Source organism: Actinospineispora eucalypti, from assembly GCF_039543365.1.
Classification (GTDB): Bacteria; Actinomycetota; Actinomycetes; order Mycobacteriales; family Pseudonocardiaceae; genus Pseudonocardia; species Pseudonocardia eucalypti.
Map to the genome: position 1 here is coordinate 87,012 of NZ_BAABJP010000037.1, position 21,709 is coordinate 108,720.

Here is a 21,709-nt window from a genome sequence, read left to right on the forward strand (position 1 = left end):
CCATGCCGTTCCCGAGTGACCTGCAGATCGCCCGAGGCGCTCAGCTCAAACCGATCGAGGACGTGGCCGCCGAGATGGGCATCGGCGGCCACCTGCTCGAGCCGTACGGCCGGGACGTGGTGAAGATCCGGCTGGAGGCGATCGACGAGCTGGCCGAGGCGCCGCGGGCCAAGTACGTGGTGGTCTCCGCGATCACCCCGACCCCGCTGGGCGAGGGCAAGACCACCACCACGGTGGGTCTCGGCCAGGCCATGCGGCACATCGGCAAGAAGGCCACCGTGGCCATCCGCCAGCCGTCCATGGGGCCGACCTTCGGCATCAAGGGCGGCGCGGCCGGCGGCGGCTACAGCCAGGTCGTGCCGATGGAGATCCTGAACCTGCACCTGACCGGCGACTTCCATGCCGTCACCGAGGCGCACAACATGCTCTCCGCCGTGCTGGACAACCACCTCTACCAGGGCAACAAACGCGGCCTCGACCAGCACCGGATCACCTGGCGGCGGGTGCTGGACGTGAACGACCGGGTGCTGCGCAATGTGATCGTCGGCCTGGGTTCCCGGCTGGACGGGGTGCCCCGGCAGACCGGCTTCGACATCACCGCCGCCTCCGAGGTGATGGCCATCTTCGCGCTGGCCCGGTCACTGCCGGAGATGCGCGCCCGGATGGGCCGGATCGTGGTCGGCTACACGCGCACCGGTGAACCGGTCACCGCCGAGGACATCGGCGGCGCCGGCGCCATGGCGGTGATCATGCGCGACGCGCTGAAGCCGAACCTGATGCAGACGCTGGAGAACACGCCGGTGCTGGTGCACGCCGGGCCGTTCGGCAACATCGCGCACGGCAACTCCTCGGTGGTCGCCGACCTGATCGGCATCCACGGCGGCGACTACCTCATCACCGAGGCCGGCTTCGGCGCGGACATGGGCGCGGAGCGGTTCTTCAACATCAAGTGCCGGGCGTCCGGGCTGAAGCCGGACGCGGCGGTGGTGGTGGCCACGGTGCGCGCGCTGAAGGCGCACTCCGGCGTGCACCGCATCGTGGCCGGCAAACCGCTGCCGCCCGCGCTGCTCGAGGAGAACCCGGACGAGGTGCTCGCCGGCGGCGCCAACCTGCGCAAACAGATCGAGAACATCCGGCTGCACGGGGTGTCCCCGGTGGTGGCGATCAACGCCTTCCCGGACGACCACCCCTCCGAGCATGCGGCGATCGCGGCGATCGCCGAGGAGATGGGCGCCCGGTCGGCGGTGTGCACCCACTTCGCGGACGGCGGCGCGGGCGCCACCGAGCTGGCCCGGGCGGTGGCCGAGGCGGCCGAGGAGCCATCGGACTTCCGGTTCCTCTACCCGGACGAGGCCTCGCTGCGGGAGAAGATCGAGATCGTGGCGGGGAAGGTGTACGGCGCGGACGGCGTGGACTACGACCTGAGCGCGTCCCGCCAGCTGGACAGCTACGAGGCGAACGGCTTCGGCAACCTGCCGGTGTGCATCGCCAAGACCCACCTCTCCATCTCCTCGGACGCCTCGCTGAAGGGCGCCCCCACCGGCTGGCGCCTGCCCGTCCGCGAGGTCCGCGCCTCAGTGGGCGCCGGCTTCATCTACCCCATCTGTGGCGACATGCGAACGATGCCCGGCCTGGGCGCCGACCCCGCCGCCCACCACATCGACCTGGACGAGAACGGCGAGATAGTAGGCCTCTCCTGAGGGAAATGCCTGCATGCCTGCTAGCATGTAGGCATGGCTCAGGTGACCTGGCGGCTGCCCGACGAGCTGATGGAGCGGGTGCGCGCCGCCGCCGCCGCGGCGGATCGCAGCGTCAACGAGTACCTGACGCGACTGGCCGAGGCGGCCACCGACCCGGATCTCGCCGGCGACGATGCCGCTCGTACCAGGGAGCGGCTGACCAGAGCCGGCCTGCTGGTGCCACCGGGGCCACCACGCCAGCGTCCGGACCCCGACGCCGTGGCCGTCGCTCGCGCCGCGGCGGGGCGGGGTACCCCGCTCTCCGAGTTGGTCGAGGACGACCGAGGGTGAGTTGGTTCGCGGATTCCTCCGCGCTGGTGAAGCTCTACGCCGACGAACCGGGCCACGAGGATGTGCGGTCCCTGGAGCAGATCGTTGTGGCGCAGCTCGCCCGGGTCGAGGTGCCGGCCGCGCTGTGGCGCAAGCGGCGGATGGGCGAGTTGACGACAGAGCAGGCCGCGCTGCTCGTCGCGGAGTTTGAAGCCGACTGGTTCGGAACCGAGGACGCCCCGCGTCGTTTCGAGATCGTTCGAATGAGCTCGTTGATCGTCGAGGACGCCGCCCACCTCACCGGGACCCGCGGGCTGCGCGCCTACGACTCGGTGCAGCTGGCCACCGCACGCGCGGTGCGTTCCGCCGACCCGGAGGTCAAGCGCTTCTTGGCGTTCGACAAGACGCTCCGCGAAGCCGCGGCCACCGATGGGTTCGAACTCCTGTGAGCGAGTCCTACAGCGAGCGGACCGTCGCGGGTTTCTTGGAGGAGCTGGCGGCTCGGCGGCCGGCGCCATCCGGGGGTGCGGCGGCGGCGTTGACCGTGGCCACCGCGGCGGCACTGGCGGCGATGGCCGCCCGGTTCGCGCGGGCCGAGGAACTGATCGCGCTGGCCGGGCCGGCGGACGAGCTGCGGGCGCGGGCACTGCGGCTGGCCGACGCGGACGCGGTCGCGTACGCCGACGTGCTGGCCGCCAGGGATCCGGAGCGGAAGCGGGCGGCGTTGCGCGCCGCCGCCGCCGTCCCGCTGGACATCGCGGCGGCCGGTGCCCAGGTGGCCGAGCTGGCCGCGCGGCTGGCCACGCAGGGCAACCGCAACCTGGTCGGCGACGCCCGCACCGCCCTGCTGCTGGCCGGCGCGGCCACCCGGTCCGCCGCCGAGCTGGTGGAGATCAACGTCGGCCCCACCGACCCGCTCGCCACCGCCGCGCGCCGCCACGCCGACACAGCCACCCAAGCCTGACCCGGTCCCCGCGCACGCCACCTGACGTCCAGCGGGCCGAGACCGCCGCATCCGGTGCGGCTCGTGCGGCGTCACGTGATCGCGGTGCCGGCTCAGCTCCCGGACGTCGAGTGCTGGCTGAGTCCGCTGATTTCTTGATCGAAATCGGACTGAGCCAGCGCTCGACGGTTGCCGGAAGCTAAAGGATTAATTGCCGCAATGGATATGTGTGGGTTCTTACTGAGTGTTTCGACGAGATTGACCAGTATTCCGAGTGCGTGAAACTGGCAATTGTCTCTCCATTGGGGGTTTACAGGGTGAACGGTGACCGACATGATGGACGTCACATCCGATACATCCCCCCGCGTGCGATGGCGGCAAACCCGCCGGTCGCACGCGTGGACCTGGCACGCGGGAGTGGCGATGGTGGATTCAGGCAGGCTCGACCAATTGCGCGTCGAGTACCGAAACCGTCAGGTTCGCTGGGGTTTCATCTGGGCGATCTGGTGCGCGGTGTTATGGGGCGCCTGGTACGTGCCCGGCACGATCATTTACCTGGAAGAACCGTTCGCCGGGCTGAGTGACAACTACCTGCTTGCCGCATTGGTGATCACCGTGCTGAATGCGATCGCCGTGCTGATAGCCCTGTTCATCTGGGTCGCCGTGCTCGGCAAGACCAGCGACTACGTCCGCACCCTGCGCCAGGTGAAGATCTCCCGCTGGTACGCGCCCGCCGGGCTCGCCGGCATGCTGGCGATCTTCGGGTCGATCCTGGCCATCGCGTACGTGGGGCCGCAGTTCTCCGCCGTGGCCGCGCTGCTCTACCCGATCATCGGCGCGCTGGTCGCCCGGGTCTGGTACCACGAGAACATCACCCGCCGGGCCGCGCTGGGGATCCTGGTGATCGTGGCCGGCGGCGTGGTCATCTTCGCGCCGGGCATCGTCGGTGAGCTGACCGGCGCCGGCACCGGCGGCATGCTCGGCTACGTCGGCGGCGCGCTGGCGTTCGTCGGGTGGGGCATCGAGGGCGCCATCGCCGGGCGCGCACTGGACGTGAGTGACCCGGACGTCGGCATCACCCTGCGGTTCACCGCCGAGGTGGTGATCTGGCTGGTGGTCGCGGTGCCGATCGCCGCCGGCCTGGCCGGCGCGCAGTTCTGGCAGACCGTGGGCGCGGCGCTGGCCAGCCCGAACGTGCTGTTGCTGCTGGTGCTGCTCGGGCTCACCTTCGGCTTCTGCTACGTGTCCTGGTACAAGTCCTTCCCGCTGATCGGGGTCGGCCGGGGGCAGGCGATCGCGGCGCTGTACGGGCCGCTCGCGCTGGTCTGGTTGTACGTGTTCAACCTGAAGCCGCCGGGCATCCAGTTCGTCATCGGCGCGATCGTCGCCGTGATCGGCAGCTTCGTGCTGTTCACCGAGAAGCGGGACGTGCTCGAGGTGATCCGCGCGGTCCCGGCCACCCGCCGGCACGCGGTTTCCGGTGGGGAGGCGTAGTAGATGCTGCACATCAAGGGACACATCCTGCACGTGCTGGCCCGGGGTGACGCGCTCTGGGACGACGAGCTGTGCGACCTGGTCTGCACCGAGTACGGGCTGACCGGCGAGTACTGGCGGGGCACCGTCCGCCTCACCCTCACCGACCTGTACTCCGGTGGCCTGCTGGACGAGGTGGACACCGGGATCGCCGAGGACGGCGACCGGCTGCGGGTGCGGTTCCGGGTGAACGACTTCGGCCGGGAACGCATGCGCCAGTCCGGACTGCTCACCGAGGGGGCACAACAGTGAACGAGTTTTTCGCCTATTCGGGCGGCGAGACGTTGATGGTGATCCTGTTCATCGGCCTGCCCGCGCTGGCCCTTTACCACGCGCGGACGTTCGTGAAGAAGCTGTGACGGCGGCCGACCTCACCGCATGGGGGGTGGCGCCGGACTGGAACCCGGACTGGCTGCTCACCGAACGACACCGCGAGCTCCGCGAGAAGATCATCGAACTGTGCGCGCAGGAGATGCGGGCCAACGCCGAGCGCTCGGACGACGAGCTGCGCTTCCCCCGCCGCAACCTGGAGCTGCTGGGCGAGCACGGCTTCCTCGGCCTCACGGTGCCGGAGCGCTACGGCGGCCTGGGGGGCGACCACCTGTCGTTCGCCCTGGTCGCCGAGGCGATCGCTCGGTACGGCTGCGCGTCCACCGCGATGTGCTACGTCATGCACGTCGCGGCCGTGCAGGCGATCATGCTGCGGCCCACGCCCGCCCTGGTCGACCGGTACATCCGCCCGCTCAACACCGGCCGGATCGGCACGCTGTCCTACTCCGACCCGCGCACCGGTGGGCACTTCTGGTTCCCGATGTCCTCGGCGGCGGAACGGGTGGACGGGCAGTACCGGGTGCGCAAGAGCTCCTCCTGGACCACGTCCGGCGGCTTCGCCGACTTCTACGTCATCCAGACCACCAGCCCGGACTTCACCGGCTACCACGACCTGTCGGTGTTCGTGGTGGACGCCGAGGCGGTAGCGGCCAAGCCGTCCATGTGGGACGCGCTGGGGTTGCGCGGCAACCAGTCCGGCGCGGTCGAGGTGGCCGCCGCGCTGCTGCCGCCGGACCGGCTGGTCGGGCCGCTGGGGGACGGCGCCGAGTCGAACGACGAGGTGGTCGACCCGTGGTTCCTGCTCGGCTCGTCCTCGGTGTGGAACGGCATCGCGCTCGGCGCGGTCGACATCGCCAAGCGGCACACCACCGGGAAGGTGCACGAGGACACCGGCATGCGGGTGGCCGACTACCCGACGGTGCAGGACTACGTGGGCGAGGCAGTGATCGACACCAACGCGGCCCGGCTGGCCGCATATTCGCTGGCCGGCGCCCTCGACGGCGCCACCGAGCACAACCAGCGGGTGCTCGAACCCGGGGAGCGGGCGCGCGCGGACTACCTGCACTGGTGCTGGCAGGTGAAGTTCAGCGCGGCGAAGAACGTGACGCACGTGGTGGACAAGATGCTGCACGCGTGCGGTGGCTCCGGGTACCGGCGCGACATGGAGCTCGAGCGTTACCTGCGGGACGGCAAGGCGGGCTGGGTGATGGGGCCGTCCAACGAGGTGCTCCGGCAGTTCGTCGGGCGTTCCGTGCTGCTCGGTTTCGACGCGATCGACTACTGGAACCAACGGGTGGACCAGCGGGTGCTCGCCGCCGAGACCCGCAAGCTGGATGCCGAGGGCAAACGCGCGCTGGCCCGACGGCTGCTGGCCGAAGCGGACGGGCTGAGCGAGCCGGGCGGATCGCGGGCGTCCGGAGGAGCGGACGAGGAGGCACGCGGATGACCCAGGCGCCCGAACGACCGCGACTGTTGGTGCCCGGGCTGCTGCCCCGAGACCCCATGCGGGAGCGCTACCGGGTACGCCCCGGCGGCTCGACCACCGTGCCGCTTCACCCGGGCGACCGGCTCACCGTGACCGACCCTCAGGGCCGCCAAACCGCCGAGCTCACCGTGCGCGGCGCCGACCCGGCCGACGCCCGGGACGAGCGGCTGTTCGGCGAGTGGTCCCCGGCCGGCGCGACCGAGACGATCACCGTGGCCGCCGAGGCGGTGGCCAGGGTCGCGGTGCCGGACACCCGGATGAGCGTGGCCGACCCGGACGCCAACCCGCCGAGCGACCTGTTGCTCGAGCTGCACCGGGCCGCCCCGCGCCCTTCCGACGAGCCGCGCGAGCTGCCCCCGCCGCTGGCCGAACCGGTCGCGGAGCTGCGCATCGACGCCGCCACCGCGCTGTCGTACCAGGTCAAGGCCGGGCAGTACGTCCAGGTGATCGACGTCGAGGGCCGGCAGTGCTCGGACTTCCTGGCGTTCTCCGCGCGCCGGTTGGACGACGGGGTGGAGCGCGGGCTGGACTCCACCACCACCCGCTACCTCATGGGCAACGCCTACCCCCAGCCCGGCCTGTTCGGGAAGTTCTACGACGAGGACGCGCAGCCGCTGGTGGAGATCGTGCGGGACACCGTGGGCCGGCACGACACCTTCGGGCTGGCCTGCAACGCCAAGTACTACGCCGACATGGGCTACCCGGGGCACGTCAACTGCACCGACAACTTCAACCGGCAGCTCCGGGGGTACGGCATCGCGGAGCGGGCCGGTTGGCCGGCGCTGAACCTCTTCTACAACACCGCGTTCGACGCGAACAACCTGCTGGTCTTCGACGAGCCGTGGTCGCGCCCCGGCGACTACGTGCTGATGCGCGCCTCCGCCGACCTGGTGTGCGCCTCCTCGGCCTGCCCGGACGACATCGACCCGGCCAACGCCTGGGTGCCCACCGACATCCACGTGCGGGTGTACGACGCGGAGAGGAAGTTCTCGATGGCCATCGCCCACCGGGTGACCCCCGACGCCGAAGCCCGGCTGACCCGCGAGACCGGCTTCGCTCCCCGGATCACCGCGCTGACCCGGCAGATCACCGAGTACCGCGGCTACTGGCTGCCGTCCAGCTTCGACAACCACGGCCCGACCGAGGAGTACTGGGCCTGCCGGGAGCGCGCGGCGGTGATGGACCTCTCGCCGCTGCGAAAGTTCGAGGTGCTCGGGCCGGACGCCGAGGCGCTGCTGCAGGCCACGGTGACCCGCAACATCCGCAAGCTCTCGCACGGCCAGGTCGTCTACTCGGCGGTGTGCAACGAGACCGGCGGCATGATCGACGACTGCACGGTCTTCCGGCTGGGCGACACCAACTTCCGGTTCGTCGGCGGCGACGAGTACGACGGCGTCTGGCTGCGCGAGCAGGCTTCCCGGCTCGGCTTGGACCGGGTCTGGGTGAAGGACTCCACCGACCAGCTGCACAACATCGCGGTGCAGGGGCCGGCCAGCCGGGACCTGCTGCGTTCGCTGATCTGGACGCCGCCCACGCAGGCCGCGTTCGGCGACCTGACCTGGTTCCGGTTCGCCATCGGCCGGCTGAACGACCACAACGGGATACCGCTGTTGGTCTCCCGCACCGGCTACTCCGGCGAGCTGGGCTACGAGCTGTGGGTGCACCCCGCCGACGCCCCGGCGCTGTGGGACGCGGTGACGGCTGCCGGCGAGCCGCACGGGCTGACCCCGCTCGGCCTGGACGCGCTGGACATGCTGCGGATCGAGGCCGGCCTGGTGTTCGCCGGCTACGACTTCGACGACCAGACCGACCCGTTCGAGGCGGGCATCGGGTTCACCGTGCCGCTGAAGACCAAGGAGGACGACTTCGTCGGCCGGGAGGCGCTGCTGGAACGCAAGGCCCACCCGCAGCGCACGCTGGTGGGCCTCGAGCTGGCCGGCAACGAACCCGCCGCCCACGGCGACTGCGTTCACCTGGGGCGATCCCAGGTCGGCGTGATCACCAGCGCCACCCGGTCACCGGTGCTGCGCAAGAACATTGCGCTGTGCCGGATGGCCGTCCAGCACGCCGCGCTGGGCACCGAGGTGGAGGTGGGCAAGCTCGACGGCCACCAGAAACGCATCCCGGCCACCGTGGTGCGTTTCCCGTTCTACGACCCGGACAAGACCAAGCCACGCAGCTGACGCTGCTCGTGAGTGGCGAGTAGCGCTATAGCGACACTCGCCACTCACGAGCTCCACCGAAGGAGGAGCAAATGACACGAGTCGCCGTGATCGGCGCGGGGCCGAGCGGGCTCGCCCAGCTGCAGGCGTTCGCCACCGCCGCGCGCGCCGGCATCGAGGTACCTGAAGTGGTCTGCTTCGAGAAGCAGGGCGACTGGGGCGGGCTGTGGAACTACACCTGGCGCACCGGCCTGGACGAACACGGCGACCCGGTGCACGGCAGCATGTACCGCTACCTGTGGTCGAACGGGCCGAAGGAGTGCCTGGAGTTCGCCGACTACCCGTTCGACACGCACTTCGGCAAGCCCATCCCGTCCTTTCCGCCGCGCGCGGTGCTCTACGACTACATCACCGGGCGCGCCCGGGCGAGCGGCGTGCGGGACCAGATCCGGTTCAACACGGCGGTGCGCTGGGTGTCCTGGGACGGGTCGCGGTTCTCGGTGTCGGTGGACGACCGGACCGGTTCGCGGACCGAAGAGTTCGACTACGTCATCGTGGCCACCGGCCACTTCTCCACGCCGAACGTGCCCGAGTACCCGGGCTTCGACACCTTCCCCGGCCGGATCATGCACTCGCACGACTTCCGGGACGCCAGCGAGTTCGCCGGTCGCGATCTGTTGGTGATGGGCAGCAGCTACTCGGCGGAGGACATCGCGCTGCAGTCGGCCAAGTACGGCGCGAAGTCGGTGACCATCAGCTACCGGTCCGCGCCGATGGGCTTCGGCTGGCCGTCCGGGATCTCGGAGGTTCCGGGGCTGGAACGGATGGACGGGCGGACGGCGGTGTTCACCGACGGCACCTCCCGCGAGGTTGACGCGATCGTGCTGTGCACCGGTTACCAGCACAGCTTCCCGTTCATCGCCGACGACCTGCGGCTGCGCACGGCGAACCTGCTGTGCACGCCGAACCTCTACAACGGCGTGCTCTGGATCGACAACCCGCGGATGATGTACCTGGGCATGCAGGACCAGTACTACACGTTCTCCATGTTCGACCTGCAGGCCTGGTACGCCCGCGACGTGATCCTGGGCCGGCTGCCGGTGCCTCCCCGTGAGGACATGGCCGCGCACATCGACGGCTGGACGGCCCGGCTCCAGACGCTGGCCAACCCGGAAGAGGAGATCGACTATCAGGCCGACTACCTGCGCGACCTGATGAAGGACACCGACTACCCGGACTTCGACCTCGACCTCACCCGGCGCCACTTCAAGGTGTGGGAACACCACAAGGAGGAAAGCATCACCGGTTACCGGGACCGCGCCTTCACCTCACCGTGCACGGGTTCCCAGGCCCCCCTCCACCACACCCCCTGGTGGACCGAACCCGACGACACCCTCGCCACCTTCCTCCGCACCGAGTAAGGATTCCCCGCGAGTCGGGGATCTGAGTACGGCGAGTCGGGGATCTGAGTACGGCGAGTCGGGGATCTGAGTACGGCGAGTCGGGGATCTGGGTACGGCGAGTCGGGTTTTTACGGCGCACCGAACAGGCTGGCGTTGCCCTGAACGAACTCGCGGACGGATCGAGCGGGCCGGCCGGTGATCTTGTGCACCGTGTCGGTCAGCCGGTTGTAGCGGTTCTCCCGGTGCAGCCGGGCCATCGTGTGGATGTGTTGGTGGGCGTGCTCGGACAGGCCGGCCTGGGCGAGCACGGTCTCGGCCCAGCCGTCCAGCGGTACGTCCACGTAGCACACCGGGCGGCCCAGCGCCTCGGCGTAGGCCCGCGCGATCTCGGTCATGGTCAGGCTGGCCGGGCCGGTCAGCTCGAGCACCTCGCCGAGGTGCGGCGTCGGGTCTTCGAGCACGGCGGTGACCACGTCGGCCACGTCCGCCGCCGCTACCGGTGAGGTGCGCCCGTCGCCGAATGGCAGGCGCAGCGTGCCGTCCTCCGCAATGGTGTGCGCGGCGACCGTGGTGAACAGCGGGTTGTCCAGGAAGGACGTCGGGCGCAGGAACACCACGGGCAGCCCGGACCAGGCCAGCACCCGCTCGGACAGCCAGTGCAGCCGCTGCTGGTGCGACTCCTCGGTGCTGGTCACGGTCATCTGGGAAACCGTCATCTGCGACATGTTGACCAGCGCGTCCAGGCGGCCGAGCTCGCGCGCCACGGTGGCCACCGTGGCGGTGGCCTCGAGGTAGGTGGGCGCGACGGCCATGCTGAAGAACATCCGCCGCGCGCCGTCGAGGGCGCGCGCCACGTCGTCCGGCCTAGTCAGGTCGCCGACCAGCACTTCCGCTCCGAGCGCGCGCAGCGGCTCGGCCCGTTCGTCGTCGGTGCGCACCAGCGCGCGGACGCTGTGCCCGCGTTCCCGCAGCTGCCGCACAACCCGCCGGCTCACGCTGCCCACCCCGCCGCCCGCACCGGTCACCAGTATCGCCTCATCCACGAGATCGACTATCTCACCCTAAGTCTCTACTCGCAACCCAGCCGTCCGTGCCCCTACAGCTCCCGCGAGTCGGGGATCCAGGTACGGCGAGTCGGGGATTCAGGTACGGCGAGTCGGGGATTCGGGTACGCCGACGTCCCGTGAGGCTTCTGGGCGGGGCGGCGGTCGTCCGAGTCACCGAGATCTACCTGAGCGGGATTCGATCACGACTGGTAAACCGCTCAGGGTGGATCTCGTGGAGAGACGGGGGCCGGCGCTCGCATCGTAGTCCGCGCCCTCCAGGACTGGGGCCTGGCCGACCGGCCCGCGAGGGAACAGGGCGAGAGGCCACGCACCCCGGGGCGGAGGACCGCCCCGGGGTGCGCCGTGCAAGCGTCTTTCGGGCCACCGCCGTACCTGGGTCCCCGACTCGCCGTACCCGAATTCCCGACTCGCAGTACTCAGATCCCCGACTCGCCGTACCTGGATTCCCGACTCGCGGAAGGGGGTTAGGTGGTTTCGGCTATTAGGGCGGCTCGGGTTTGGAGGGGGTCTACGGCGGCGCGCATGGCTCGGGGGCGGAAGCGGATCGCCGGGCCTTGTACGCCGAGGACCGCGCGGAGGGTGCCGGTGCGGTCGCGTACCGGGACGGCGACGCCGTTCAGGTCGTCCTCGCGCTCGCCGAGGGCCTGTGCCCAGCCGCGTTCGGTGACTTTGGCGATCTCGGCGGTGAGTGCGGCCCGGTCCACGATGGTCTGCTCGGTGAAGGCGGGCAGCTCGCCGGTCGGCAGGGTGCCGCCCCAGGCCAGGAACACCTTGCCGGCGGCGGTGGCGTGCGCGACGCTGTTGCGCCCGATCTCGGCCACGCTGCGCACCGAGCGCGGACTCTGGACGAAGTCGATGGTGAGCAGGTCGTGCTCGCCGGGCAGGGACAGGGTGCTGGTCTCGCCGGTGATCTCGGTGAGCTCCTCCAGGTACGGCCGGGCCACGGTGCGCAGGTCCAGGGTGTCGCGGGCCGCGCTGGCCAGCTGCAGGATCCGCACGCCCAGCCGGTAGCGGCCGGAGGCGGGCAGGTGCTGCACCAGGCCGGCGGAGACCAGCGTGGAGAGCAGCCGGGAAATGCTGCTCACGTTGATCCCGGTGCGCCGGGCGATCTCGTTGGTGCCCAGCTCGGCCCGGGCCTCGGCCAGCGCGTCCAGCACCTCGACGGCCCGGGCGACCGCACCGACCTGACGAGTGGCTGGTCGTCCGGTGCGCGCCATAGTAAAGTCTCCTACGTCACATGGATATGGCATTGCCGTAATGGATATTAGCACGGAGGTGCTGGTCATGGTGCGTTTCCTGGTCATCGGCGCCGGGATCCACGGGTTGGCGACGGCCTGGCAGCTCGCCCGCCGGCTGCGCGCCACCGGCGCGGGCAGCGGCGAGGACGTGCTGGTGGTGGACAAGTCCGGGATCGGCGCGGGCGCCTCCGGCGTGGCCTGCGGGGTGATCCGGAACAACTACTTCCAGCCCGCGATGCGCGAGCTGATGGCCCACTCGGTGGGCGTGTGGGAGTCCGACCCGGAGGCGTTCGCCTACCATCCGGTCGGTTATCTGCAGGCCGCGCCGGAGGTGATGCGGGCCGACGTGGAGCAGATCTTCAAAGAACAGAGGGCCATCGGCTACGAGTCCGAGCTGGTGCTCGGCGAACGCGAGTGCCGCGCCTACCTGCAAGGTCTGTTCCACGACTGGCGCGCCGAGGGCATCACCAGCGTGCTGCACGAGAAGCGCGGCGGGTACGCCAACAACGTCGCCTCGCTCAAGGGGCTGGCCGCCAAGGCCGAGGCCGAGGGCGTGCGGATCCGCTCCGGGGTCCGGGTCACCGGCATCCGAACGGACGCGTCCGGCGCCGTCAATGGGGTGCACACCGACGCCGGTGACATCGACTGCGAACAGCTGGTGGTGGCCGCCGGGCCATGGGTGCGCGACTTCTGGTCGATGCTGGACCTGCCGGAGTCGATCGACGTCACCGGGCCGGACGGCACGGTGCACCCGGACCGCCCGATGTGGACCTACTGGGCGCTCCAGGAGGGCACCCTCGGCGTGGACCCCAGCGAGTTCACCGACAACGCCGGCGCGCTGCCGCCGGTGGTGCACATCGACTCGGACGCAGCTCTGCACGACGAGGACGGCCTGGTCACCGACCAGATGTGGGGCATCTACTACAAGCCGGACTTCTCCTTCGGCGGCGTGCAGGGCGGGGCCGCACCGGTACAGGTGCCCCGACCCGCCAACGAGGTCGCGGTGGACCCGTACGGCACGCAGAGCCCGGAGTTCGTGGTCGGCGACGACTTCGTCCGGATGTGGACCGCCGCGCTGGGGCACTGCCACGAGCGGTTCGCCGGCTGCCGGGCGCGGTACCTGCGCGAGCCGTCCGGCGGGATCGGCGCGTTCACCCCGGACAGCTTCCCGGTGTTCGACCGGTTCCGGGAGAACGTGTACGTGATCGCCGACTCCAACCACGGCTACAAGATGATCGGCATCGGCGAGCTGGTGGCCAAGGAGCTGACCGACCAGCCACAGAGCCTCCTGGAGCCGTTCCGGTTCGACCGGTACCGCACCGGGCGGCTGCATCCGGTCAGCCACTCGCCCTTCCCTTGGTCGTAGGCTGGACACGGTGCGGGTTCTCTTCGTGCAGCACCAGGACGACTGTCCGCCCGGCCTGGTCGGCGACCGCCTGACCGAGCTGGGCGCGCGGATCGACGTGGTGGACCCCCGGCGCCCGTTGCCCGATCCCACCGGGTTCGACCTGATCGTGCCGCTGGGCTCGGACGATTCGGTGGCCGACGAAACGGTCGGTTACCTCGGGGCCGAGGCGGAGCTGCTGGACGGCGCGGTGCGGGCCGACGTGCCGGTGTTCGGCATCTGCTTCGGCGCGCAGCTGCTCTGCCGGGTTCTGGGCGGCTCGGTGGCGCCGGCGCGGAACGGACCGGAGATCGACTGGATGCGGGTGGCGGTGGCCAACGGCGCCACGACGGTGGAGTCGGGTCCGTGGCTGGTCTGGCACGAGGACGTGATGACGCCCCCGGCCGGGTCGGCCGAGCTGGCCCGCAGTGAGGTGTGCACCCAGGCGTTCAGCGTCGGGCGGCACCTGGGCGTGCAGTTCCACCCGGAGGCCACGCTGGACGTCGCGTGGGCGTGGGCACGGGGCTACCGGCTCTCCCTGGACAAGATCGGGCGGGACCCGGAGGAGATGCTCGGCCGGATGGCCGCCGACGCGGACGGTGCCCGGCGCCGGGTGGCCACCTTGGTCGACCGGGTGCTGTCACACGCCGGCCTGACCCGCTAGGAACAACCCACGCGGGCGCGCAGCTCGGCCAGCTCGGCCGGGTCCAGCTGCACGCCCAGCTCGCGCAGCACCTCGCCGAGGCGCTCCAGGCTGACCGGCGTGCGTTCCGCCCGCCCGTCCGCGTGCTCCACGGTGAGCTGGTCGCCGACCATCCGCCGGACCACCCCGTCGGCCAGCCGCATCACCACCAGCCGGCCGACGAACGGGGAGTGCGGGTGGGTGGAGGTGTAGTGGTGCGCCACCTCGTAGTCGATCAGCCGCTGCTCGGTCTCGTCGAACTCGTGCATGACCTGCCAGTCGCCGTCGTCGAGCTTGGCCAGCGTCCAGAGGCCGTCCGCGGTTCGCGCCAGCTGGTGGGGCCAGCCGGCCTGGTCGACCAGTGCGCCGTCGCGCAGCGGCATCGGCGCGATCATGCCGGCGCCGAAGCCGATGTCCACCAGGTGGGGCAGCCCGTCCGTGTCGGTCGGGGTGACCGCGAGAACCATGTGCGTGCGCGGCCCGCCCGCCCGCCTCGGCTGCACCCGGGCCATCAGCCGGCGCACCCGGTAGCCGAGCTGCTCCGCGACGGCGGCGAACAGGAGCGCGTGCTCGAAGCAGTACCCGCCCCGCCGCCGGTGCACCATCTTGTCGGTGATCTCCCTCAGGCCGAGGCCCCGGTGGGTGCCGAGCACCACGTCCACGTTCTCGAACGGGATGGCCAGGGTGTGCGCCCTGGTCAACCCGTGCAGCGCGGCGAGCGTGGGCGGCACCCGATGGTGGCCGATCCTGGCGAGGTAGGCGTCCAGGTCAACCTGGTCGATCTCCCACTCGGTGCCCGCCCGCGTGCTCGTCGCGCTGCTCATGAACTAATGTTGCAACCTCAAGTGGTCTTGAGGTCAACCCCCCAGTGCGGGTTCCGCCCGCTCAGCCCGAGCGTGCGGTGCAGCGGCGGTGCGTCCGCCGGCACCTCCACCACGTCGCCGAACAGCCCGGTCCGGCCGACGGTCCACGCGGGGCTGTTCACCAGCGTGGTGAACTCCAGCGAGGCCGCCACGCTCGCCGGGTCGGCGTCGAACGGCCGGCCGATGGCGCTGGCCAGGTCCCAGCCGTGCAGCAGCAGCTCGTTCAGCCCGATCTTGCCGACCAGCTCGGCCGGCATGGAAAGGCCGCCGACGGCGGTCTCGCCCCGCCAGGCGTCCGGGTCGCGCCAGGCCTCGGCCATCTCGGCGGCCCGGGCCGGGATGAGGGTGCGCCAGTCGTCGGCGAGCAGCTTGCCCGGTTGCTGGTCCGGGCCGCCGGGGTCGGGCGCCCGGAGGGCCGCGCCGCGGAAGGCGACCGTCAGGCCCTGCAGATGCCCGAGCAGGTCACGGACGGTGTAGTCGGCGCACGGTGTGGCGGCGTCCAGCTGGTCCTCGGTGACCGCACCTACCAGGGTGGCGATCCGCGCGGCGGCCGGTTCAAGGGAGTAGGTCATACCGGGTTAGACACGGGCGAGGGGCAAAACTCATCGCGCGCCGTAGAACGCGCGGGCCAACTTCGCCGGGCTGAGCACGCCGTAGATCGCGGCGATCCGGCCCTCTCGCAGGCTGTACACGGTGACCGACTCGGGAATGCCGCTGTGCCCGCCGTGGCGGTAGCCCTGCTCGCCGTTCACCAGCACCGGCGTCCAGTCCCGGAGCAGCTCGTCCACGCCGTACCGGCGGGTGAGGCCGATGAGCAGCCGGGCCACCTTCTCCGCGCCGTGCACCTCCCGCCGGGCGGCCGGGGCCATCCCGCCGCTGTCGTTGACCATCACCACGTCCGGGTGCAGCAGCTCGACCAGGGCCTGCGCGTCGCCCGCACTCAGCGCGTGGGTCACCGCCTTGATCAGGCGCTGCTGCTCGGCGACCTCCGCGCGCGGGGCGGGCCGCGCCTCGAGCACCGCGCGGCGGGCCCGGGTGGCGTGCTGGCGGGCGGTCGCGGGCGAGCAGCCCAGCGCCGCCGCGACCTCCTCGAACGGCAGGCTCAACGCGTCGTGCAGCACGAAGGCCACCCGCTGCGGCGGGGTGAGCCGCTCCAGCACGACCATGGCCGCCATGCGCAGTTCCTCGTCGCGGACCAGCAGGGCCAGCGGGTCGTCCTCGCTGGTGCCGCTGATCAGCGGTTCCGGCAGCCACGGGCCGATGTAGGTCTCCCGGCGGACCCCGGCCGAACGCAACCGGTCCAGGCACAGCCGGCCGACCACCGTGGTCAGCCAGGCCCGCTGGTCCCGGATGGAGGCGCGCTCGACCTCGGAGAGGCGATTGAGCCGCAGCCAGGCCTCCTGCACCGCGTCCTCGGCATCGGCGAGGCTGCCGGTCATCCGGTAGCCGACCCCGAGCAGGTGCGCGCGGTGCTCCTCGATGTCGGGAGCGATCGACACAAAAGGCAAGGTAGCCCCGTCCGTCACAGTTGAAACCGCTTTGGCCGGCACCCGCGCTGATCGACGGGGTGCCGGCGCCAGGCGGGCCGTTGGCCGCGACGAACGTTTTGTGTCGGGCTCAGTGGATACGTTCCCGGCATGACCGTCACCGAAACCCCGATCGCCACTTTCAGCCTGGTCGCGCTGGACTGCCCGGACCCCCGCGCGCTGGCCGGTTTCTACGCCCGGATCACCGGTTGGCCGGTCGATCAGGACGCCGACGGCTGGGTGCAGCTGCGCTCGCCGGGGGGCGCCACCATCGCCTTCCAGCGGGCGCCCGGCCTGCGCCCGCCGGACTGGCCGAGCGACGAGCGGCCGCAGCAGCTGCACCTGGACTTCGACGTGCCCGACCTGGATGAAGGCGAGCGGCGGGTGCTGGCCATCGGCGCGCGCAAGGCCGACTACCAGCCGTCCGAGAAGTTCCGCGTCTACCTGGACCCGGCCGGCCACCCGTTCTGTCTGGTGCTGGAGTAGCACCCCGGTGGCACGGGCATAGACTCGCCGCGTGGCAGGCCGGATCAGGGACGCGGACATCGCCCAGGTCCGCGAGCGCGCCCGGATTGACGAAGTGGTCGGCGAGTACGTGGCGCTGCGCCGGGCCGGCGCCGGCTCGCTGAAGGGGCTGTGCCCGTTCCACGACGAGAAGACGCCGTCGATGAACGTCCGGCCCACCCACGGCACCTTCCACTGCTTCGGCTGCGGCGAGGGCGGCAGTGTGATCGACTTCGTGATGAAGATCGAGCACCTGGGCTTCGTGGAGGCGGTCGAGCGGCTGGCCGACAAGGTCGGCGTGCGGCTCACCTACGAGGGCGGCGGTTCCTCGGTGCAGCGGGAGAAGGGCACCCGCACCCGGCTGCTGGAGGCCAACCGGCGGGCCGCCGAGTTCTACGCCGAGCGGCTGCGCACTCCGGAGGCGGCGCCGGCGATCCAGTTCCTGACCGGCCGGGGCTTCGACTCGGCGGCGGCCGCCACGTTCGGCTGCGGCTACGCCCCCGCCGAGTGGGACGGGGTGACCAAGCACCTGCTGGCCGCCGGGTTCAGCCTGGACGAGCTGATGAAGGCCGGGCTGTCCAAGGAGGGCCGGCGCGGCCCGATCGACCGGTTCCGCCGGCGGCTGCTGTGGCCGATCCGGGACCTGGGCGGCGAGGTGGTCGGCTTCGGCGCCCGCCGGCTGTTCGACGACGACCCGATCGAGGCCAAGTACCTGAACACCAGCGACACCCCGGTGTACCGCAAGACGCACGTGCTGTTCGGGCTGGACCTGGCCAAGCGGGAGATAGTCAAGCGGCGGCAGGCGGTGGTGGTGGAGGGCTACACCGACGTGATGGCCCTGCACCTGGCCGGGGTGACCACGGCGGTGGCGTCCTGCGGCACCGCGTTCGGCGCCGAGCACATCTCCGTGCTCCGCCGGCTGCTCGGCGACGACTCGTTCGACCGGGGCGAGATGATCTACCTGTTCGACGGGGACGCCGCCGGACAGGCCGCCGCACTGAAGGCCTTCGAGGGCGAGCAGCAGTTCGTCGGGCAGACCTTCGTGGCCATCGCCCCGGACGGGCTGGACCCCAACGAGCTGCGGCAGCGCTCCGGCGACAGCGCCGTGCGGGACCTGGTGGCCCGCCGCGAGCCGCTGTTCGAGTTCGCCATCCGCAGCCTGCTGCGGGACTACGACCTGGACACCGCCGAGGGGCAGGTGGCCGCGCTGCGCAAGACCGTGCCGCTGGTGGCGCAGATCAAGGACCACGGGCTGCGGGACCGCTACGCCGCCCGGCTGGCCGGCTGGACCGGCTGGCCGGAGGAGTCCACCGTGGTGCAGCGGGTGCGCGATATCGCCGGCGTGCCGGCGCGCCGGCAGCGGGTGACCGCCCGGGGCGGCCCTTCCGCCCCGCCGGCCCGCGACCCGCAGCTGCGGTTGCAGCGAGAGGCGTTGAAGTCAGCGCTGCAGCTGCCGGCGCTGGCCGGCTCGGGGTACGACGAGCTGCCCGACGCGTGTTTCACCCACCCCAGCTACCTGGCCGCGCACCAGGGCCTGCGGAAGGCCGGCGGCACGGCGACCGGGTTGACCGGTACCGACCTGCTGGAGGCGGTGGCCTCGGAGTGCCCGTCCACGCTGCGCTCGCTGCTCACCGAACTGGCCGTGGAGCCGCTGGACCTGCCGAAGCGCAACTCCGGTGAGGCGCGGTACGTGGGCAGCGTGCTCGCCGGGGTGCGCCTGGCCCTGGTGGAGAAGCAGATCGCCGAGATCAAGTCGCAGCTGCAGCGGACCAACCCGGTGGAGCAGCCGGACGAGTACCACGCGCTGTTCGGCGACCTGGTGCCGCTGGAGCAGTACAAGATCGCGCTACGCAACCAGACCACGGGCGCCGCGTGACCTGGTCGGACCGGTTGGCGCGGCTGCTCGGCCGGGAACGGCTGCCCGACGGTTTCGCCGGCCGGCTCGACCCGGGCGAACGGGTGCTCGCGGTGGCCCGGCTGGCCGGCGGCCAGCCGCTGGTGGCCACCGACGCCGGGCTGTGGCTGGCCGAGGGCCGGCGGATCGACTGGCACCTGGTGAGCAAGGCCACCTGGGGCGACGGCGCAATTGTGGTGACCGAGGCCGAGGTGGCTGACACGCTGGACGAGGACACGGTGCTGCTGCGTGACCTGCGCCCGCTCCGGCTGGCGCTGGCCGAGCCGGGCGCGGTGCCGGAGATCGTGCACAAGCGGGTCACCGGCTCCATCCGGTTCCGCCACCGGCGCGAGCTGCCCGGGGGCGGCGCCTGGTTCGTGCGGCGCGGCGTGCCGGGGCGGGACGGGTTGGTGATGCAGGTGCGGCCGGACCCGGGCACCGATCCCGAGCTGGTCCGCCGGGTGGCCGGCGAGGTGGCGAGGCGAGTCAAGGAAGTGGGGGACGAAGCTTGAGCACAGGGGTCGGCTGGGATCCGGCGGTGTACCTGACGTTCGACGACGACCGCTCGCGGCCGTTCTACGACCTGCTGGCCCGGATCGGCGCCGACGCGCCGCGCCGCGTGGTCGACCTGGGCTGCGGCCCCGGCCACCTGACCGGCGTGCTCTCCGCGCGCTGGCCGGGCGCCGAGGTGGCCGCGCTGGACTCCTCGCCGGACATGGTGGCCGACGCGCGCGCCCGGGGCATCGCCGCCGAGCAGGCCGACGTGCGGGACTGGTCGCCCGGCGAGCGGGACGACGTGGTTGTGTGCAACGCGGTGCTGCAGTGGGTGCCCGAGCACCCCGAGCTGCTGGTCCGCTGGGTGCGGGCGCTGAACCCCGGCGCCTGGTTCGGCATGCAGGTGCCGGGCAACTTCGGCGCCCAGTCGCACGCGCTGGTGCGCGAGCTGGCGGCGCGGGAGCGCTGGCGGGGCCGGGTGACCCTGCGCCACGAGGACGCCGTGCTTTCGCCCGAGCGGTACGCCGAGTCGCTGGCCGCCGCCGGGGCCTCCGTGGATGCCTGGGAGACCAGCTACCTGCACCGGCTCACCGGGCCGGACCCGGTGCTGAACTGGATCACCGGGACCGCGCTGCGCCCGGTGCGCGCGGCGCTGAGCGACCCGGAGTGGGAGGAGTTCCGCGCCGAGCTGGCGCCGAGGCTGCGTGCCGCCTACCCGGAGCGGGCGGACGGCACCACCTGGTTCCCGTTCCGGCGGATCTTCGTGGTGGCACGCGGGTGAACCCGGTCGGCACGGTCACCGTGTGCGCCCGCTACCCGGTCAAGTCGGTGCAGGGCGAGCGGCCGGAACGGCTGCGCCTGGAGCCGCACGGCGTGGTCGGGGACCGGACCTGGGCGCTGCGCACCGAGGACGGCAAGCGCGGTTCGGGCAAGAACACCGACCGCTGGGCCCGGCTGAACCACATGCTGGAGATGTCCGCCCGCTACACCGGCGAGCGGGCGTTGCTGCGCCTGCCCGACGGCCGGGAGCTGGACCTCGCCGCGCCCGAGCTGCCCGGGGTGCTGAGCGACGTGGTGGGCCGGCCCGTGGTGCTGACCGAGCTCGGCGAGGGGCCGCACTACGACGTCGCCCCGGTGCACCTGGTCACCTCGGCCACCCTGGACTGGTGGTCCGAGCAGGGACCCGGCGCCGAGGTGGCCTGGCAGCGTGCCCGGCCCAACCTGGTGGTCACCACCCCGGACGGTGCTCCCGGCCGGTTGGAGGACGGCTGGATCGGGCGCCGGCTGCGCGTCGGCTCGACGCTGCTCGAGGTGGTCGCGGAGACCGTGCGCTGCGTGATGGTGACCCAGGACCAGCTCGGCCTCGGCTCGTGCTCCGGGCTGTTGAAGGTGCTGGCGCCGCACCAGCTCAGCCTCGGCGTGTACGCGGAGGTGGTCCGGCCGGGAGAGGTCGGCCTCGGCGACGAGGTGTGGCTGGAAAGCCCTTAGTGGTTGCCGTTGGCGGTGTGCCGGGCCGGCGGGCGGTTGCCGCTCACGGAGTCCAGCATGCGGGCCTTGGCGATGCCGGCCGCGCCCTGCACCGCCGGGTGGTCGGCGAGCCTCCGGTAGGTGCGCGCGATCTGTTCGTAGCGCTCCCGTCCGGCCCGCGCGCCCAGCACGTAACCGATCGCGGCGCCGAGCACGAACTGGATCATCCGGTGTCCTCCCAGGGGTTGGCTCGCCCTACCATCTTGCCTCATCCGGGGAGTGGGGAACCCCGCGGCGATGCCCCGATGGCGTTGTCTATAGTTATGGACACCGGCGAGCGGTACGGGCCGGTAAGAGCGATCCTCCGTAGCTCAATTGGCAGAGCATGCGACTGTTAATCGCAGGGTTACTGGTTCGAGTCCAGTCGGAGGAGCAAGTCCTTCCCCGGCGCTGATCAGCTCTCCGACGAGGGCTTGGCCTCGGCGCGTTTGGCGTCGTCCTCCTGCAGACCGCCGATCTCGGCCTTGAAGATGCGCGCCGAGCGGCCCAGCCCCCGGGCCGCCTCGGGCAGTTTCTTCGCACCGAACAGCAGGACGAAGATCAGCAGCACGATCAGGACATGGCTGGGCGAGACGGCGCCGGAGAACATGCCCGAATCCTATTCCGGCAAAGCTGAGAACTAGGCCGTGTTTCAGGAGTCCCGGTCGATGGGCTTCGTGATCC

The 21,709-nt window shown here is 71.4% G+C and carries 23 protein-coding genes and 1 tRNA gene; 17 read left to right on the top strand and 7 right to left on the bottom strand.

The window, feature by feature from the left end; translation table 11 throughout:
• The first annotated feature begins 2 nt into the window (after positions 1-2).
• The 9 genes from ABEB12_RS29385 to ABEB12_RS29425 all read left to right on the top strand — a co-directional run bounded on the left by ABEB12_RS29385 (position 3) and on the right by ABEB12_RS29425 (position 9,884).
• Positions 3-1,700: a formate--tetrahydrofolate ligase gene (locus tag ABEB12_RS29385; RefSeq protein WP_185059829.1), complete on the top strand. Its 1,698-nt coding sequence runs from the start codon at positions 3-5 to the stop codon at positions 1,698-1,700.
• A 33-nt stretch (positions 1,701-1,733) separates the two neighbouring features.
• Complete coding sequence (locus ABEB12_RS29390) at positions 1,734-2,030, top strand: transcriptional regulator (protein ID WP_185059830.1); 297 nt, start codon at positions 1,734-1,736, stop codon at positions 2,028-2,030.
• Positions 2,027-2,458, top strand: coding sequence for a PIN domain-containing protein (locus ABEB12_RS29395; protein WP_185059831.1), 432 nt, complete (start codon positions 2,027-2,029; stop codon positions 2,456-2,458). The genes ABEB12_RS29390 and ABEB12_RS29395 overlap by 4 nt, the downstream gene beginning before the upstream one ends.
• Positions 2,455-2,973 carry a cyclodeaminase/cyclohydrolase family protein gene (locus tag ABEB12_RS29400; protein ID WP_185059832.1) on the top strand — a complete coding sequence of 173 codons (519 nt, stop codon included), beginning with the start codon at positions 2,455-2,457 and terminating at the stop codon, positions 2,971-2,973. Before ABEB12_RS29395 ends, ABEB12_RS29400 begins: the two co-directional genes overlap by 4 nt.
• Before the next feature lie 429 nt (positions 2,974-3,402).
• On the top strand, positions 3,403-4,446 hold the full coding sequence (locus ABEB12_RS29405) for a DMT family transporter (RefSeq protein ID WP_221497598.1): 1,044 nt from the start codon (positions 3,403-3,405) through the stop codon (positions 4,444-4,446).
• Positions 4,447-4,449: 3 nt separating this feature from the next.
• Positions 4,450-4,737 (top strand): hypothetical protein, encoded by a 288-nt coding sequence (locus tag ABEB12_RS29410; protein ID WP_185059834.1) that lies wholly within the window; start codon positions 4,450-4,452, stop codon positions 4,735-4,737.
• 103 nt (positions 4,738-4,840) lie between these two features.
• Entirely contained in the window at positions 4,841-6,262 is a 1,422-nt protein-coding gene (locus ABEB12_RS29415) for an acyl-CoA dehydrogenase family protein (protein WP_185059835.1), read from the top strand.
• Positions 6,259-8,484, top strand: coding sequence for a DUF1989 domain-containing protein (locus tag ABEB12_RS29420; RefSeq protein WP_221497599.1), 2,226 nt, complete (start codon positions 6,259-6,261; stop codon positions 8,482-8,484). The genes ABEB12_RS29415 and ABEB12_RS29420 overlap by 4 nt, the downstream gene beginning before the upstream one ends.
• Before the next feature lie 71 nt (positions 8,485-8,555).
• Positions 8,556-9,884, top strand: coding sequence for an NAD(P)-binding domain-containing protein (locus tag ABEB12_RS29425; RefSeq protein ID WP_185059836.1), 1,329 nt, complete (start codon positions 8,556-8,558; stop codon positions 9,882-9,884).
• 110 nt (positions 9,885-9,994) lie between these two features.
• Here the strand turns inward: ABEB12_RS29425 and ABEB12_RS29430 are convergent, their stop codons facing one another.
• Positions 9,995-10,909, bottom strand: a complete 915-nt coding sequence (locus ABEB12_RS29430) for an NmrA family NAD(P)-binding protein (RefSeq protein ID WP_345703247.1) — start codon at positions 10,907-10,909, stop codon at positions 9,995-9,997.
• Between the two features lie 488 nt (positions 10,910-11,397).
• A complete protein-coding gene (locus tag ABEB12_RS29435; protein WP_185059837.1) occupies positions 11,398-12,150 on the bottom strand; it encodes an IclR family transcriptional regulator domain-containing protein in 753 nt (250 codons plus the stop codon).
• Between the two features lie 40 nt (positions 12,151-12,190).
• On the opposite strand from ABEB12_RS29435, the gene ABEB12_RS29440 reads away from it, so the two are divergent.
• The gene (locus tag ABEB12_RS29440) at positions 12,191-13,537 is read left to right on the top strand and encodes an FAD-dependent oxidoreductase (RefSeq protein ID WP_221497600.1); all 1,347 of its coding nucleotides are present in this window, start codon (positions 12,191-12,193) and stop codon (positions 13,535-13,537) included.
• Between the two features lie 10 nt (positions 13,538-13,547).
• Entirely contained in the window at positions 13,548-14,219 is a 672-nt protein-coding gene (locus ABEB12_RS29445) for a glutamine amidotransferase-related protein (RefSeq protein ID WP_185059838.1), read from the top strand.
• On the opposite strand, the gene ABEB12_RS29450 is transcribed toward ABEB12_RS29445, so the two are convergent.
• Genes ABEB12_RS29450 through sigJ form a run of 3 tightly spaced genes read right to left on the bottom strand, consistent with a single transcriptional unit; the run spans position 14,216 to position 16,599 of the window.
• The gene (locus tag ABEB12_RS29450) at positions 14,216-15,061 is read right to left on the bottom strand and encodes an arylamine N-acetyltransferase (protein ID WP_185059839.1); all 846 of its coding nucleotides are present in this window, start codon (positions 15,059-15,061) and stop codon (positions 14,216-14,218) included. The two genes, ABEB12_RS29445 and ABEB12_RS29450, sit on opposite strands and share 4 nt — an antisense overlap.
• 17 nt (positions 15,062-15,078) lie before the next feature.
• Entirely contained in the window at positions 15,079-15,672 is a 594-nt protein-coding gene (locus tag ABEB12_RS29455; protein WP_185059840.1) for a TIGR03086 family metal-binding protein, read from the bottom strand.
• A gap of 30 nt (positions 15,673-15,702) precedes the next feature.
• The gene (gene sigJ, locus ABEB12_RS29460) at positions 15,703-16,599 is read right to left on the bottom strand and encodes an RNA polymerase sigma factor SigJ (RefSeq protein WP_185059841.1); all 897 of its coding nucleotides are present in this window, start codon (positions 16,597-16,599) and stop codon (positions 15,703-15,705) included.
• 138 nt (positions 16,600-16,737) lie between these two features.
• Here sigJ and ABEB12_RS29465 point away from each other — a divergent pair, with 138 nt between their 5' ends.
• The 5 genes from ABEB12_RS29465 to ABEB12_RS29485 are packed head-to-tail and all read left to right on the top strand — an operon-like array spanning position 16,738 to position 21,007.
• Positions 16,738-17,112: a VOC family protein gene (locus ABEB12_RS29465; protein WP_185059842.1), complete on the top strand. Its 375-nt coding sequence runs from the start codon at positions 16,738-16,740 to the stop codon at positions 17,110-17,112.
• A 31-nt stretch (positions 17,113-17,143) separates the two neighbouring features.
• Entirely contained in the window at positions 17,144-19,006 is a 1,863-nt protein-coding gene (gene dnaG / locus ABEB12_RS29470) for a DNA primase (RefSeq protein ID WP_185059843.1), read from the top strand.
• Complete coding sequence (locus ABEB12_RS29475) at positions 19,003-19,536, top strand: hypothetical protein (RefSeq protein ID WP_185059844.1); 534 nt, start codon at positions 19,003-19,005, stop codon at positions 19,534-19,536. Before dnaG ends, ABEB12_RS29475 begins: the two co-directional genes overlap by 4 nt.
• Positions 19,533-20,300: a trans-aconitate 2-methyltransferase gene (locus ABEB12_RS29480; RefSeq protein ID WP_185059845.1), complete on the top strand. Its 768-nt coding sequence runs from the start codon at positions 19,533-19,535 to the stop codon at positions 20,298-20,300. Before ABEB12_RS29475 ends, ABEB12_RS29480 begins: the two co-directional genes overlap by 4 nt.
• Entirely contained in the window at positions 20,297-21,007 is a 711-nt protein-coding gene (locus ABEB12_RS29485) for an MOSC domain-containing protein (protein WP_185059846.1), read from the top strand. The genes ABEB12_RS29480 and ABEB12_RS29485 overlap by 4 nt, the downstream gene beginning before the upstream one ends.
• Here ABEB12_RS29485 and ABEB12_RS29490 read toward each other — a convergent pair.
• A complete protein-coding gene (locus tag ABEB12_RS29490) occupies positions 21,004-21,213 on the bottom strand; it encodes a hypothetical protein (protein ID WP_185059847.1) in 210 nt (69 codons plus the stop codon). The two genes, ABEB12_RS29485 and ABEB12_RS29490, sit on opposite strands and share 4 nt — an antisense overlap.
• 133 nt (positions 21,214-21,346) lie before the next feature.
• On the opposite strand from ABEB12_RS29490, the gene ABEB12_RS29495 reads away from it, so the two are divergent.
• Positions 21,347-21,419: transfer RNA gene (locus ABEB12_RS29495), tRNA-Asn, on the top strand.
• Positions 21,420-21,440: 21 nt separating this feature from the next.
• Here ABEB12_RS29495 and tatA read toward each other — a convergent pair.
• Entirely contained in the window at positions 21,441-21,635 is a 195-nt protein-coding gene (tatA, locus tag ABEB12_RS29500; protein WP_185059848.1) for a Sec-independent protein translocase subunit TatA, read from the bottom strand.
• Between the last annotated feature and the right edge of the window lie 74 nt (positions 21,636-21,709).